Source organism: Streptomyces sp. NBC_00083, assembly GCF_026343295.1.
In the GTDB taxonomy this organism is placed as follows: domain Bacteria; phylum Actinomycetota; class Actinomycetes; order Streptomycetales; family Streptomycetaceae; genus Streptomyces.
Genome location: NZ_JAPELY010000003.1, coordinates 891,415 through 906,699, shown reverse-complemented (window position 1 = coordinate 906,699; position 15,285 = coordinate 891,415). Strand labels below are relative to the sequence as shown.

Sequence of the window (15,285 nt, the reverse complement as noted above, 5' to 3'; positions counted from 1 at the left end):
CTCAGGGGGCAGGCAAGTCGGCGCTCTCGGCGAGCAGTTGCCGCAGCTCGGCTTCGTAGACGCGCGCGGGGTCGAATCCCATGCCCGCGAAGTGGCCGGCGACTTCCAGGGACAGGACGCCGTGCAGCCGGGTCCAGACGGTCAGCGCCCGACGGCGGGCGGCCTGGGCGGTCAGGGGCGTACGGGACGGCTCCGCCTCGCAGGCCTCCAGCAGCGGGGCCATGACGATGTCGGCGATCGCGGTGGCAGCGGGCGACGGGCGCCCCGGGACCGGGGTGCCGCACACGAGGAGGTAGCGGTGCGGGTCGTCGAGGGCCCAGCCGCGCAGGGTCCGGGCGAGGGCGGCGAGGTCCGCGCCGGGGCCCGAGGGCGCGCTCAGCGCGTCGGCGAGGCCGCGGTATGCGTCGTCGACGAGTTCGGCGATCAGTTCGTCACGGCCGGCGAAGTAGCGGTAGAGAGCCGGCCCGCTCAGGCCCATCCGCTTGGCGATGGCGTTGAGCGAGAGCGCCCCGGCCCCTGCGGTGGCGATCTGCTCCCACGCGTACCGCTTGATCTCCTCGCGCACCTGCTCGCGGTAGCGCTCGCGCGGCGAGCGCGGCACGTGCGCGCCGACGGGCCGGCCGGGCGCCGCGCCGAGCGGGTTCATATCGGGTCGCGCCATGCGGTGTCACCCCCTCCTTCCCCCGGTGCGCTATAAGGAAGATTGTTAGTTAGAGGCTATCACGAACCCTCTTGACGAGCCGTTTTCGCGAGCGTTATAACTTCTAACGAACGGCAAGCCACATAACACGCACCCGAAGACACCCTCTCTCGAAGGAGCTCCCCATGTCCCTGTTCACCCCGCGCGGCAACGGCACCCGGGCCGCGCTCGTCACCCTCCCGCTCGTCGCCGGGCTCCTCGCCACGGCCGTGGCGCCCGCAGGGGCGGCCTCCTCCCGCCCGGCCGAGCCGCTCACCTGCCGCGGCCAGGGCGTCGACCCCGGCGCCCACGTCCGCTACCGCACCGAGACCGTCATCCACGCGTCCCTCGGCACCATCTGGAAGCTGCAGACCGACGTCGCTCGCTGGCCGTCCTGGCAGGGCGCCGTCTCGACCGCGGAACGCCTCGACCACGGCCCCTTCCGCGCGGGGTCCGCGTTCCACTGGACGACCCCGGTGCCGCCCAACCCGTCGACCCCGGCCACCGAGTTGGACATCACCTCCACCGTCCGGCAGGTGGAGCGCGGCTCCTGCATCCGCTGGACGGGGCCCGCGACCGGCGAGGGGCTGCACATCGACGGCGTCCACGTATGGAACTTCACCAAGGTCAGGGGCGGCGTCCTCGTACGCACCGAGGAGACCCACACCGGCCCGCAGGTCGACGCCAACGTGCCCGCAGCCACCGACATCCTCCGCACGGGCCTCGACGCCTGGCTGCGGGACCTGAAGAGCGCCGCCGAAGCCCGCACCGCCGGCCCGCGGGGCTGACCCCCGGGCCGGGCACCACCTGGTGAATCATCCAATGCGCATGCCCCCGCGCCGCTGTTTTCCGTGCGCCGAACCAGTCGTTTTCGGCCTCGCTCCGGGCTTCACTGGCCTGGATGCAGTGGTCGAAGGGCGTGGAGAGACATGGATCTGAACACCGTGATGGACGTACGGGACGCGCGGCTCCGTGAACCCTGGCAGACGGGAGACGCGTGGCTCGGCGGGGGCACGTATCTGTTCTCCGAGCCGCAGCCGCATCTGCGGCGTCTCGTGGATCTGAGCCGGATGGGCTGGGATCCGCTGACCCTGGGCGCGGACGGCTCGCTGAAGATCGCGGCCACCTGCACCATCGCCCAGCTCTACCGGTTCGGGCGGGCGCTGCCCGTGGCGTCCGCGCCCCTCTTCGAGCAGTGCTGCCGCGCCTTCCTCGCCTCGTTCAAGATCTGGAACATGGCCACCGTCGGCGGGAACCTGTGCAACGGGCTCCCTGCCGGGCCCGTCATCTCCCTGGCCGCCGCACTCGACGGCAACTGCCTGCTCCAGTCGCAGGCGGGTGCCGTGCGCGACGTGCGGGTCGTCGACTTCATCCGGGGCGCGGGCGTCAAGGACCTCGGCGAGGGCGAACTGCTCCGCTCGGTCACGCTCCCCGCACGTGCCCTCGCCTGCCGCACGGCCTTCCGGCAGGCGTCGCTGTACGGGCTCGGCCGCTCGGGCGCCCTGGTCATCGGGACGCTCGACGCGGCGGACGGCTCGATGGCGGTGACGGTCAGCGCGGCGACCGTCCGCCCGTTCCGCTTCTGGTTCCCGCTCCCGCCCGAGCGGGGCGAGCTCCAGCGGGCGATCTACACGCACATCGCCGACGAGGACTGGTACGACGACATCCACGGACTGCCTCAGTGGCGGCGGCACATGGCGCTGCGCCTCGCCGAGGAAGTCCGCATCGAACTGACCCGCCCTTCCGAGGGCGGTGTGCGATGAGCTTCGGCATCGAGGTCAACAAGCAGCACTTCGAGGCCGAGCCGCGGGCCGGCCAGTGCCTGCGGACGTATCTGCGCGAGCGCGGCTGGTTCGGCGTGAAGAAGGGCTGCGACGGCGGCGACTGCGGGGCGTGCACCGTCCACGTGGACGGTGAGCCGGTCCACAGCTGTCTGTATCCGGCGGTACGGGCCGAGGGCCGCAGCGTGACGACGGTCGAGGGCCTCGCCTCACCGGAGGGTGAACTCCACCCCGTACAGCGGAAGTTCCTCGACGCGCAGGGATTCCAGTGCGGGTTCTGCACCGCCGGGTTCCTGATGACGACGGCCGCCCTCGAAGCCGAGCAGGGCACCCCGCACGACGACGGGAAGCTGGCCGACCTGCCCCGCGCGTTCAAGGGCAACATCTGCCGGTGCACCGGATACCGCGCCATCGAGGACTCGGTGCGCGGCGTGCGGCACACCGAACGGCCCTGTGCGGGCAAGGCGGTCGGCAGGAGTCCGGGGGCTCCGGCGGGCCCCCTCGTCGTGACCGGCACCGCGCGCTACACCTTCGACGTCGAGGTGCCGGGCCTGCTCCACATGAAGCTCCTGCGCTCCCCCCATCCGCACGCGCGGATCGTCTCCATCGACACCACGGAGGCGCTGCGGGTGCCCGGGGTGCACGCGGTCCTCACCCACCACGACTCGCCCGGCACCCTGTACTCCTCGGCCCGCCACGAACACCCCGGCGAGGACCCGGACGACACACGCGTCCTGGACGACGTCGTCCGCTTCGTGGGGCAGCGCGTGGCCGCGGTGGTCGCCGAGAGCGAGCAGGCCGCCGAGGAGGGCTGCCGCCGGATCGAGGTGGTCTACGAGGAGCTGCCGTACGTCATCGATCCCGATGAGGCGATGGCGCCCGGCGCCCCGGTCGTCCACGCCGGCAAGGGGCCCGAGATGCGGATCGCGCGGGTGGAGAACAACGTCGCCGGTGAGGTGCACGGCGAGATCGGCTGTGTCGAGGACGGTTTCGCTGAGGCCGACGTGGTCTACGAGAACACCTTCCGCACCCAGCGCGTCCAGCACGCCAGCCTGGAGACGCACGGCTGTGTCGCCTGGTTCGAGCCGAAGGAGGACGGCAGCGGGGAGCGCCTGACCGTGCGCTCCTCCACCCAGACGCCGTTCCTGACGCGCCGCGCCCTATGCGCCCTGTACGAGCTGCCCGAGGACGAGGTCAGGGTCGTGGCGGGACGGGTCGGCGGCGGCTTCGGCGGCAAGCAGGAGATGCTGACCGAGGACATCGTCGCGCTGGCCGTCCTGAAGCTGCGCCGCCCGGTGAAGCTGGAGTTCACGCGGGCCGAGCAGTTCTTCGGGGCGACCACCCGCCACCCGTTCACCATCGGGATCAAGATGGGCGCCCGTGCCGACGGGACCCTGACGGCGATCCAGATGCGGGTGGTCTCCAACACCGGCGCGTACGGCAACCACGGCCCCGGCGTGATGTTCCACAGCGTGGGCGAGTCGTTCGCCGTCTACCGCGCGCCCCACAAGAAGGTCGACGCCTACTCGGTCTACACCAACGTGGTCCCCTCGGGAGCCTTCCGCGGCTACGGCCTCGGCCAGGTCACCTTCGCCGTCGAATCGGTGATGGACGAGCTGGCCCACCGGCTCGGCATGGACCCGCTGACCATCCGCGAGAAGAACATCGTCGGGCCCGGCGAGCACCTGCACAGCCCCCTCGGCGAGGAGGAGGAAGACCTCTTCATCGCCTCGTACGGGCTCGACCAGTGTCTGGACGTGGTCCGCAGGGCCATCGCCGAGGACACCAGCGCCGAGCAGGCGCCCGAAGGGTGGCTGGTGGGGCAGGGCACGGCGATGGCGATGATCGCGACGAGTCCGCCGGGCGGCCACTACGCCGACGCCCGCGTGACCCTGCTGTCGGACGGCACGTACGACATCGCCGTGGGCACCGCGGAGTTCGGCAACGGCACCACCACCGTCCACCAGCAGATCGCCGCGGGCGCTCTGAACACCACCGTGGACCGCCTGACGGTGCGTCAGTCCGATACGGACGTCGTACGCCACGACACCGGCGCGTTCGGCTCCGCGGGCACGGTCGTGGCGGGCAAGGCGGTCCTGCTCGCCGCCACCTCGCTGGCCGAGCGCCTCCAGACCTTCGCCGCCCGCCACACCGGGGTGGCCCGGCACCTGTGCGTGCTCGGGGCGGAGGCCTTCGACTGCGCGGGCCGGGTGGTGACCCTGAAGGAGCTCCACGAGGCGGCCGTCGCGGCCGGCGCGCAGGACGAGCTCGCCGTGGACGGCCACTTCGGCGGCACACCCCGCTCGATCGCGTTCAACGCCCAGTGGTTCCGCCTCGCGGTCGACCCCGGGACCGGCGAGATCCGCATCCTGCGCAGTGTGCACGCCGCCGACGCCGGCAAGGTCATGAACCCGATGCAGTGCCGCGGACAGGTCGAGGGCGGGGTCGCCCAGGCGCTGGGCGCGACGCTCTTCGAGACGGTACGCGTCGACGAGCGCGGCGCGGTCACCACGGCCGCGTTCCGCCGCTACCGCCTGCCGCAGTACGCCGATGTCCCGCGCACGGAGGTCCACTTCACGGACACCAACGACTCGATCGGCCCGCTCGGAGCGAAGTCGATGAGCGAGAGCCCCTTCAACCCGGTGGCCCCCGCGTTCGCCAACGCACTGCGCGACGCGACGGGCGTCCGCTTCACCGAGATGCCGGTGCTCCGCGACCGCGTCTGGCAAGCCCTCGACCGGCACGCCCGGTCGGGCGGGAAGGCGGGCACGAGCTACGACGCGTAGGCGCCGACGGCGCGCACGGGGGGCCTGGCACACCCGGCCCCGGATACCGGCCCGCCCGCCGCCCGGCCGTAGCCCGGCCAGCTCCCGCCCGGCCGTCACGGCGCAGTGCGTGCCTCTCCGGATCCGCCCGGCCCTCCGACGCGTCGGCGTCCCGCCGCCCGGGTGCGCGCACCCCTCGGCCCCGGCCACCGGCCGCGCTCGGCCCCCGTACCCGCTCAAGGGGGTCGGGTAGAGTTGGCGGGTCGGGGCCGGCCGTGCCGGGCCCCTTTGGACGGCCGACCGCTTCCCTGGTCGGTCGTCGCTCGCGCCGGGGCCGATGCCGTCCCCTGCGACGGACGACGGAAGCCCGGAAGACCGAGCCCGCAGGAGAGAGCGTGCGCATGCCCGTGGTGTCCCGCGCCGCCACCTGCCCGCCGTGAACCCCGGCCCGTGAATCCTCGCCGCTGAGCGGCGCCGAGCACCCTTGACCGGCCGTGCGTCCACGCGCCGCCCCGTCCCGGGTCCTCCGAAGACCTCTCGCCCGCCGCGCGCGGGCCCCGCGAACGGCCACCCGGCCGCCCCGCGCCTTCTCGCACGTTCCGGCCGGTGCCCGGCGTGCCCGAGCACGACAGGTACCTGTCTTGACGACGTCCGCACTGTCCCCGGCCGCCCGGCTGCGCGGCCTCAGGCCCGACTGGCTCCACGATCCCCGGGTGTGGCGCACCGAGATCCTGGCCGGTCTCGTGGTGGGGCTCGCGCTGATCCCCGAGGCGATCTCGTTCTCGATCATCGTCGGCGTCGATCCGGCGATCGGTCTGTTCGCCTCGTTCACGATGGCCGTCACCATCTCCGTCGTCGGCGGCCGGCGCGCCATGATCTCGGCCGCGACCGGCGCCGTGGCCCTCGTCACGGCTCCGCTCAACCGAGAGCACGGCTTCGGTTATCTGGTGGCCGCGGTGATCCTGGCCGGTGTCTTCCAGATCGTGCTCGGGGCGCTCGGGGTGGCCCGGCTGATGCGGTTCGTGCCGCGCTCGGTGATGGTCGGCTTCGTCAACGCGCTCGCCATCCTCATCTTCATGGCGCAGGTGCCCGAGATGCACGACGTGCCCTGGGCGGTCTACCCGCTGATCGTCGTCGGCCTCGCCCTGATGGTGTTCTTCCCGAAGGTCACCCGGACGATCCCGGCGCCGCTGGTCTCCATCGTGATCCTCACCGTCGTCACGGTCGCCGCCGCCATCGCCGTGCCCACCGTCGGGGACAAGGGCGCTCTGCCCTCCGCGCTGCCCGTGCCCGGCCTGCCCGACGTACCGTTCACGCTCGACACCCTCACCACCGTCGCCCCGTACGCGATCGCCATGGCCCTGGTCGGCCTGATGGAGTCGCTGATGACGGCGAAGCTGGTGGACGAGATCACGGACACCCGCTCCAGCAAGACCCGCGAGTCCATCGGCCAGGGCATCGCCAACATCGTGACCGGCTTCTTCGGCGGCATGGGCGGCTGCGCGATGATCGGCCAGACCATGATCAACGTACGGGTCTCCGGTGCGCGTACACGGCTGTCCACGTTCCTCGCGGGCGCGTTCCTGATGGTGCTGTGCATCGTGTTCGGGCCGGTCGTCTCCGACATTCCGATGGCCGCGCTCGTCGCGGTGATGGTGATGGTGTCGTTCACGACGTTCGACTGGCACTCCATCGCGCCCAGGACGCTCCGGCGGATGCCGGCCGGGGAGATCGCCGTCATGGTGCTGACCGTCGCCGTCGTCGTCGCCACGCACAACCTGGCGATCGGTGTCGTCGTGGGCACGATCACGGCGATGGTGATCTTCGCCAAGCGCGTCGCCCACCTCGCGGACGTCACGTCCGTCGTCGACCCGGACGGCACGCGGGTGGTCTACCGCGTCACCGGCGAACTCTTTTTCGCCTCCTCCAACGACCTCGTCACGCGGTTCGCGTACGCCACCGACCCCGACCGGGTCGTGGTCGACCTCTCCGGCACCCACATCTGGGACGCGTCGTCCGTGGCCGCGCTCGACGCCATCGAGACGAAGTACGCCCAGCGCGGCAAGTCGGTGGAGATCGTCGGCCTGAACCAGCCCAGCGCGCGCATCCACGAGACGCTCAGCGGAGAACTCACCGGAAGCCACTGACGGGCGGCTGTTCGTGTGGGCATCGTCGCCGCCCCCTCGTCCGGGGGCGGCGCGTCGTCGAGAGAGCCCCGGCGACGAGGGCCCCGGACCGGGACACCTACTTGTTGGGGTCCCTGAACCGGCCGAAGGCCTTGGTGAGGGCGGTCAGGGGTGATCCGTCCGCCTTCGCCGGCCGGGGCACGGGCACCCGCGGTACGCCGTCGCCGCCGCTCGTCTCGGCCAGCGCCGCCTGGGCCGCTTCGGCGGCTTCGCGGTACAGGTCGCGCGACTTCGTCATCGCGTCCAGCGCCTCGGCGTACTTCACGACCATGCCCTGCGCGTGCACCAGTTCCTCGTCCGGCGTGAGCAGGTGCCAGCCCTGGCGCAGCCTGGTCAGGGCACGCTCGGCGTCGGCGGGCAGCGGGCGCGGCAGGGCGGCGAACTCCTTGATCCTGTCGAGGAGTTCGGTGGGCTGCGACCCGTCGAGGAAGACGGTGCGCACCGTGAAGGCCTCGCCGTCGTAGCCGGGGCTCGGCGGCACGGTGGGCAGGACCACTCCGCCCCCGCGCGGCATCCGCACGTTCAGCTCGCGCTTCATGGCGAAGTCGGCGATCTGCGCCTGCTCCGGAGTGCCCCGGTGTTCGATCACCCGGTGTCGCAGGCTCGGCGGCAGGAACGTCGAGACGGGCTGCTGCCCCTTCGCGTCCGGAGTCATCGCCTCGTGCACCACGACGTGGATGAACCAGCTCTGCCGGGTGCAGTCGCGCAGCAGGTGGCGCAGCTCGTCGTCGTCCTTCGGCAGGTGGTTCGTGGTGCGCAGGCGCAGGCCGGCGACGGTGTCGTGGTCCCAGGCGACGCGGTCGCTGTCGGGCCAGAACATGGTCGCGGGCGAGAGCCAGTGCACGTCCCACGGCCGCTCGGCCTCGGCGGCCAGGACCCAGGTGACGCCCTCCCCGTCCTTGCGCCGCGACTCGGGGTCGTACGTGGTGAGCTGCGCGCGCACCACGACGTCGCCGTCGGCGCGCCAGCGGGCCTCGAAGACGCGGCGGGCCGTGGGGCCGGGGTCGGCGGACTCGTCCAGCGGGTGCAGGACGGTGGAGCGGGCCGCCTCGACGGGGTCGAGGTCCAGGAAGTCGTCGAGCACCCCGGCCGCCTGGAGGGCGATCAGGTTGCGCCGGACGTCGAGCTCGGGCTCGGGCCCGAGGTGGCGCCCGCGCCCCAGCCACGCGGTGTCGGGGACGGTGGTCGAGGAACTGCTGTTTTTGGCCATGGATTCGTTCTGTGGGTGATCGGGGCCCGACCAGTATGGTCGCTCGGCCTGACAGGGCAACGCAGTACCCCACCTACGGCCACGTCACGCCGCCCTTGCTCCCACGAAGTCCGAAATGACCTCCGCACGGGCGAGCCGAAACCCCCGAATACCCCCGCCGATCACCCGATCCGCACCCGCTCGACGACCCCGAGCACGGCCTGGACGACGACGTCCGGCCGACTCCGATGAATGCAGTGGCCGGCGTCACGCACCTCGATGTGCTCCCCCCGACCGGCGGTGGCGATCTCCGCCCGTCGCGCCGCCCGGCAGGAGCGCGTCGAGCGCCCGCACTACAACGTTGGTCACAACTCCCCCTCCCCGAACCGACGTTGTGGTCCGGGACGCCAGCGTACCGATCATGCGGGCGGCGGGCGGTTCCTCGCGTGCGGGGTCCGTTCGCTGCGCCTGTCGTGGCCTGTGACTCGGCGGCACAGTCCGCGGGCCGCCGGACGCAGAGCGCGGTCCGGCCGCCGCGCTGTCCGTAGATGCCGAGGTCACGGCGGCAAAGAGGTCAAGGTCACAGCCGATCCCTCTGCTGCTCCTTTGAAGAACTGCCCTAGCATCCGAGCATGACGGTCCTGCCTGACGACGGGCTCTCTCTGGCCGCCGAGTTCCCTGACGCGACCCTTGAGCAGTGGCACAGCCTCGTGGCTGGTGTTCTGCGCAAGTCGGGCAAGGAAGCTTCCGGCGTGGCAGCGGAGGACGCCCTGTCCACCGCGTTGGAGGACGGGTTGCGCACCCGCCCCCTGTACACCGCGCACACCACCGCGCCCGACCCCGGTTTCCCCGGATTCGCGCCCTTCGTGCGAGGGAGCCGAGCCGAGGGCAACACCGCGGGCGGCTGGGACGTACGCCAGCGGCACACGGTCGGTGACGGCGCCACGGTGCTCGCGGACCTCGAGAACGGCGTCACCTCGCTGTGGCTGGTGCTCGGCGAGGGCGGTTTCCCCGTCGACTCGCTCGGCCGGGTCCTCGACGGCGTCTATCTCGACCTGGCGCCCGTCGTTCTCGACGCGGGGCGCGATGTCGGCGCCGCGGCACGGGAGTTGTTCCGGCTGTACGAGGAGCGCGGCGTCGCCAAGGACGCGGCGCGCGGCAGTCTCGGCGCCGACCCGCTGGGTCACCAGGCGCGTACGGGCGAGGAGTTGGAGTTCGCGTCCGCCGCGGCGCTCGCCCTGCGGTGCGCCGAGGAGTACCCGGGGCTTCGCGCGCTGACCGTGGACGCGCTGCCGTACCACGAGGCCGGCGGTTCGGCCGCGCAGGAGCTGGGCGCGTCGCTCTCGACGGGTGTCGCCTATCTGCGCGAGCTCACCGAAGCGGGCCTGAGCGTCGAACAGGCCTGTGCGCAGCTGGAGTTCAGGTACGCGGCGAGCGCCGACCAGTTCCTGACGATCGCCAAGCTGCGGGCGGCGCGCCGGCTGTGGGCGCGGGTCGCCGAGGTGTGCGGGGCGCCGCAGGCCGGCGCCCAGGTGCAGCACGCCGTGACGTCGCCGGTGATGATGTCGCGCCGCGACCCCTGGGTGAACATGCTCCGCACCACGCTCGCCACCCTCGCGGCCGGGGTGGGCGGCGCCGACGCCGTCACCGTGCTCCCCTTCGACCACGCGCTCGGCCTTCCGGACGCCTTCGCGCGCCGCATCGCCCGCAACACCTCGACGATCCTGATCGAGGAGTCGCACCTGTCCCGGGTCATCGACCCCGCGGGCGGTTCCTGGTACGTGGAGCGGCTGACCGATGAACTCGCCCACGCGGGCTGGGAGTTCTTCCAGCAGATCGAAGGGCTCGGCGGCCAGGCAGCGGCCCTGGGATCGGGCCGGCTCGCCGAGGATCTGGCCGCGACCTGGCGCGAGCGCGGCACGCGCCTGGCCAAGCGGCGCGAACCCATCACCGGGGTCAGCGAGTTCCCGCATCTCGGTGAGCGCCCGGTGGAGCGCGAGCCGCAGCCGGTCCCCCCGTCGGGCGGGCTGCCCCGCGTGCGGCGCGACGAGGCGTACGAGGCGCTGCGCGCCCGCTCGGACGCCCACCTCGCGGCGACCGGGGCCAGGCCGCGGATCTTCCTCGCCACGCTCGGCCCCGCCGCCGCCCACACCGGGCGCGCCGGCTTCGCGGCCAACCTGTTCCAGGCGGGCGGCATCGAGGCGGTCACGGAGGGCACGTTCGAGGAGAGCGGCGCGACGGAGGCCTGTCTGTGCTCCAGCGACGCCGTGTACGAGGAGCAGGCGGAGAACACCGCCCGGTCCCTCGGCGCAGCCGGCGCCCGGCACGTCTTCCTCGCCGGCCGCCCCGGGCAGTACACCGGGGTCGACTCCTACGTCTTCGCGGGCTGCGACGCCGTCGCCGTGCTCACCGCCACCCTCGACCGCATGGGAGTGTCCTGATGGGAATCCCCGACTTCTCCGGGATCGAGCTGGGAACCCCGGCCGCGGACGGCGGCGCCGAGGAGTGGAGCGACGCGGCACGGGCCGCGGCCGGCGGCGACGTACCCCTGTGGGAGACCCCCGAGGGCATCGCGGTCAAGCCGCTCTACACCGGCCGTGACGTGGCGGACCTGGACTTCCTCGGCACCTACCCCGGGGTCGCCCCCTATCTGCGCGGCCCGTACCCGACCATGTACGTCAACCAGCCCTGGACGATCCGCCAGTACGCGGGGTTCTCGACCGCCGAGGAGTCCAACGCGTTCTACCGCCGCAACCTCGCGGCCGGCCAGAAGGGTCTGTCGGTCGCCTTCGACCTGCCGACCCACCGGGGCTACGACAGCGACCACCCCAGGGTGACGGGTGACGTGGGCATGGCGGGCGTGGCCATCGACTCCCTCTACGACATGCGGCAGCTCTTCGACGGCATCCCGCTGGACAAGATGACCGTGTCGATGACGATGAACGGCGCCGTGCTTCCGGTGCTCGCGCTGTACATCGTGGCGGCGGAGGAGCAGGGGGTGCCGCCCGAGAAGCTCGCCGGGACCATTCAGAACGACATCCTCAAGGAGTTCATGGTCCGCAACACCTACATCTATCCGCCGAAGCCGTCGATGCGGATCATCTCCGACATCTTCGCCTACACCTCGCAGCGGATGCCGCGCTACAACTCGATCTCCATTTCCGGCTACCACATCCAGGAGGCCGGTGCCACGGCCGACCTGGAGCTGGCGTACACCCTCGCCGACGGCGTGGAGTACATCCGGGCGGGGCGCGAGGCGGGGCTGGACGTGGACGCGTTCGCGCCCCGGCTCTCCTTCTTCTGGGCGATCGGCATGAACTTCTTCATGGAGGTCGCCAAGCTGCGGGCGGCCCGGCTGCTGTGGGCGAAACTGGTGAAGCAGTTCGACCCGCAGAACACCAAGTCGCTCTCCCTGCGCACCCATTCGCAGACGTCCGGCTGGTCGCTGACGGCCCAGGACGTGTTCAACAACGTGACGCGTACGTGTGTGGAGGCGATGGCGGCGACGCAGGGGCACACCCAGTCGCTGCACACCAACGCGCTCGACGAGGCGCTCGCGCTGCCCACCGACTTCTCGGCGCGCATCGCCCGCAACACCCAGCTCCTGCTGCAGCAGGAGTCGGGCACGACCCGGGTCATCGACCCCTGGGGCGGCAGCGCCTACGTCGAGAAGCTCACCCACGACCTGGCCCGCCGTGCCTGGCAGCACATCGAGGAGGTCGAGCGGGCGGGCGGCATGGCCAAGGCCATCGACGCGGGCATCCCCAAGCTCCGTATCGAGGAGGCGGCGGCGCGCACGCAGGCCCGCATCGACTCCGGGCGCCAACCCGTCATCGGCGTCAACAAGTACCGCGTGGAGAGCGACGAGCAGATCGACGTGCGCGCCGTCGACAACTCCTCCGTGCGCGCCCAGCAGATCGAGAAGCTGCGCAGGCTGCGGGCCGAGCGCGACGAGCGGGCCTGCCAGGACGCGCTCGACGCGCTGACCCGGGCGGCCGGCGGCGAGGGCAACCTGCTGGAGCTCGCCGTGAACGCGGCCCGCGCCATGGCCACGGTCGGCGAGATCTCCGACGCCCTGGAGAAGGTGTACGGCCGGCACGCGAGCCAGATCCGTACGATCTCCGGTGTGTACCGCAACGAAGCAGGCGAGTCCCCCGCCGTGGAGCGCACCCGCACCCTGGTGTCCGACTTCGAGGAGGCCGAGGGCCGCCGTCCGCGCATCCTGGTCGCCAAGATGGGCCAGGACGGCCACGACCGGGGCCAAAAGGTGATCGCCACGGCCTTCGCCGACCTGGGCTTCGACGTGGACGTCGGCCCGCTGTTCCAGACGCCCGCCGAGGTCGCCCGCCAGGCCGTGGAGGCGGACGTCCACATCGTGGGGGTCTCCTCCCTGGCGGCCGGCCACCTCACCCTCGTACCGGCGCTGCGCGAGCAGCTCGCCGCGGAGGGGCGCGAGGACATCATGGTCGTGGTGGGCGGTGTGATCCCGCCACAGGACGTGCCGACGCTGCTTGACATGGGCGCGGCGGCCGTGTTCCCGCCCGGGACGGTGATCCCGGACGCGGCCCACGACCTGGTGCGCCGCCTGGCGGCCGATCTCGGGCACGACCTGTGATCGATGTCGACGCCTATGTGAAGGGTGTGCTCGACGGGAAGCGGGCGCTCATCGCGCGCGCCATCACGCTCGTCGAGTCCACCCATCCGCGCCACCGCGCGATGGCACAGGAGCTGCTGACCGCGCTTCTGCCGCACAGCGGCCGGGCGCGCCGGATCGGGGTCAGCGGCGTGCCCGGTGTCGGCAAGTCGACGTTCATCGACGCGTTCGGCACCCAGCTCACCTCCGCCGGGCACCGGGTGGCGGTCCTCGCGGTGGACCCGTCGTCCAGCCGTACGGGCGGCTCGATCCTCGGCGACAAGACCCGGATGGAGCGGCTCGCGGTCGACCCGGCGGCGTTCGTACGCCCCTCCCCCACCGCGGGCACGCTCGGCGGGGTCGCCAAGGCGACCCGCGAGTCGATCGTGGTGATGGAGGCGGCGGGCTACGACGTGGTCCTGGTGGAGACGGTCGGCGTCGGCCAGTCGGAGACCGCGGTGGCCAACATGGTCGACTCGTTCCTGCTCCTGACGCTGGCCCGCACCGGCGACCAGCTCCAGGGGATCAAGAAGGGCGTCCTGGAGCTGGCCGACGTGATCGCCGTCAACAAGGCGGACGGCCCGCACGAGCGTGACGCACAGTCCGCCGCACGGGAGCTGGCGGGGGCGCTGCGCCTGATGCACGGCCCGGAGGCGTTCTGGGCGCCGCCGGTCCTGAGCTGCAGCGCGCGCGAGTCCACCGGCCTAGACACCGTGTGGGAACGCCTCGAACAGCACCGCACCCTGCTCGACTCCACGGGCCGCCTGGCCGCCAAGCGCCGCGACCAGCAGGTCGACTGGACGTGGACGATGGTCCGCGACGAACTCCTCGGCCGCCTGCGCTCCGACCCCGCCGTCCGCGCCGTGACCCCCGAACTCGAACAGCGGGTGAGAGAGGGCGAGTTGACGGCCACATCCGCCGCGGAGCACATCCTGAGAACGTTCCGCACCCGGGGCGACTGACGCCCCGGTCGGCTTGGGGATGTCCGGCGGGTCAAGTGACTGGACCCGCCGGACGGCTCTACGGCCTGTTCAGGCGCTGCGCGGACGGTCGTGGTGGGCGGAGCCCCGAACCACGTGCGCCCGGTGCGCCGCCCATCGCCCGAGGGTGAACCCGTCGCCCTCCTTGCGGACTTCCACCGCGCCGGCTCCGCCGAAATGTGCAGGAACCACCAGCTCCCGGGTGGCGGCGGCCCGCTCCAGAATCCGACGGCGGCTGGCCGCGGCCAGTGCGGCGTCGAGACAGAAGCAACTGTTCCAGCAGGGTTGCAGGATCTGCACCGGGCTGTGCAGCAGATCGCCGACGAACACAGCCCGGTCGGTCCCCGACGCGAGCCGGAGCACTGACGATCCCGGAGTGTGGCCGGGTGCCGACTCCAGGGTGAGGTGATCGTCGATGCGGTGGGTGCCGTCCCACAGCACGGCTTGTCCTGCGCGGTGGACGGGCGCGATGCTGTCCTCGTAGATCAGACGGTCGTCCTCTCTCAGGCCGTTCCCGTACGCGTTGTCGGGCCCGAAGTGGAAGTTGTCGGCGGCCGGAATGAGGTACTGGGCATGCGGGAACGTCGGCAGCCACTCTCCCTCGGTCCCGGCCGTGTTCCAGCCCACGTGATCGCCGTGCAGATGAGTGTTGACGACGACGTCCACGTCCCCCGGGGCGATGCCGGCCTGGGCGAGCAGCCCGAGGAAGTCGCCCTGCCAGTGGTGGAACTGAGGTGAGCCGGGCCGCTCGCGCCCGTTGCCCACCGGGGTGTCGACCAGGATGGTTCGCCCACCGCTGCGCAGGGCCCAGCTCTGCAGAGCGACCACGGCCCTGTCAGTGGCCGGGTCCCAGTGGTGCGGCGCCAGCCAGTCCTCGTTGTCCTGCCATGCCTCGGCGTCCGACTCCGGAACCAGGTCACGGGCAGGCGCGTACGGTGCCTGCCACTCGACGATCCGGATGACCTCGACATCCCCCAACACCATGCTCTGCACGCTCTCGCTGCTCATGGACTCGACCCTAGGAAGAATGGTCAGAGCCTCTCCATGTGTATCCGGCTCATGCACATACGCG

General features: G+C 72.0%; 10 protein-coding genes. 7 read left to right on the top strand and 3 right to left on the bottom strand.

Annotated features, from left to right (window positions below; all coding sequences use genetic code 11):
• Position 1: 1 nt before the first annotated feature.
• The gene (locus tag OOJ98_RS27835) at positions 2-646 is read right to left on the bottom strand and encodes a TetR/AcrR family transcriptional regulator (protein WP_267058267.1); all 645 of its coding nucleotides are present in this window, start codon (positions 644-646) and stop codon (positions 2-4) included.
• Between the two features lie 179 nt (positions 647-825).
• Between OOJ98_RS27835 and OOJ98_RS27830 the strand changes: the two genes are divergently transcribed.
• The 4 genes from OOJ98_RS27830 to OOJ98_RS27815 all read left to right on the top strand — a co-directional run bounded on the left by OOJ98_RS27830 (position 826) and on the right by OOJ98_RS27815 (position 7,372).
• On the top strand, positions 826-1,467 hold the full coding sequence (locus OOJ98_RS27830) for an SRPBCC family protein (RefSeq protein WP_267057789.1): 642 nt from the start codon (positions 826-828) through the stop codon (positions 1,465-1,467).
• A 141-nt stretch (positions 1,468-1,608) separates the two neighbouring features.
• Positions 1,609-2,442: an FAD binding domain-containing protein gene (locus tag OOJ98_RS27825; RefSeq protein WP_267057788.1), complete on the top strand. Its 834-nt coding sequence runs from the start codon at positions 1,609-1,611 to the stop codon at positions 2,440-2,442.
• Positions 2,439-5,246 (top strand): molybdopterin-dependent oxidoreductase, encoded by a 2,808-nt coding sequence (locus OOJ98_RS27820; protein WP_267057787.1) that lies wholly within the window; start codon positions 2,439-2,441, stop codon positions 5,244-5,246. Before OOJ98_RS27825 ends, OOJ98_RS27820 begins: the two co-directional genes overlap by 4 nt.
• A 620-nt stretch (positions 5,247-5,866) precedes the next feature.
• Entirely contained in the window at positions 5,867-7,372 is a 1,506-nt protein-coding gene (locus OOJ98_RS27815; RefSeq protein WP_267057786.1) for a SulP family inorganic anion transporter, read from the top strand.
• 97 nt (positions 7,373-7,469) lie between these two features.
• On the opposite strand, the gene OOJ98_RS27810 is transcribed toward OOJ98_RS27815, so the two are convergent.
• On the bottom strand, positions 7,470-8,621 hold the full coding sequence (locus OOJ98_RS27810; protein WP_267057785.1) for a hypothetical protein: 1,152 nt from the start codon (positions 8,619-8,621) through the stop codon (positions 7,470-7,472).
• 611 nt (positions 8,622-9,232) lie between these two features.
• Between OOJ98_RS27810 and OOJ98_RS27805 the strand changes: the two genes are divergently transcribed.
• Genes OOJ98_RS27805 through meaB form a run of 3 tightly spaced genes read left to right on the top strand, consistent with a single transcriptional unit; the run spans position 9,233 to position 14,195 of the window.
• Positions 9,233-11,041 carry a methylmalonyl-CoA mutase subunit beta gene (locus OOJ98_RS27805; protein WP_267057784.1) on the top strand — a complete coding sequence of 603 codons (1,809 nt, stop codon included), beginning with the start codon at positions 9,233-9,235 and terminating at the stop codon, positions 11,039-11,041.
• The gene (scpA, locus tag OOJ98_RS27800; protein WP_267057783.1) at positions 11,041-13,215 is read left to right on the top strand and encodes a methylmalonyl-CoA mutase; all 2,175 of its coding nucleotides are present in this window, start codon (positions 11,041-11,043) and stop codon (positions 13,213-13,215) included. Before OOJ98_RS27805 ends, scpA begins: the two co-directional genes overlap by 1 nt.
• Positions 13,212-14,195: a methylmalonyl Co-A mutase-associated GTPase MeaB gene (gene meaB / locus OOJ98_RS27795; protein WP_267057782.1), complete on the top strand. Its 984-nt coding sequence runs from the start codon at positions 13,212-13,214 to the stop codon at positions 14,193-14,195. Before scpA ends, meaB begins: the two co-directional genes overlap by 4 nt.
• A gap of 69 nt (positions 14,196-14,264) precedes the next feature.
• On the opposite strand, the gene OOJ98_RS27790 is transcribed toward meaB, so the two are convergent.
• Positions 14,265-15,221, bottom strand: coding sequence for an MBL fold metallo-hydrolase (locus OOJ98_RS27790; RefSeq protein ID WP_267057781.1), 957 nt, complete (start codon positions 15,219-15,221; stop codon positions 14,265-14,267).
• Between the last annotated feature and the right edge of the window lie 64 nt (positions 15,222-15,285).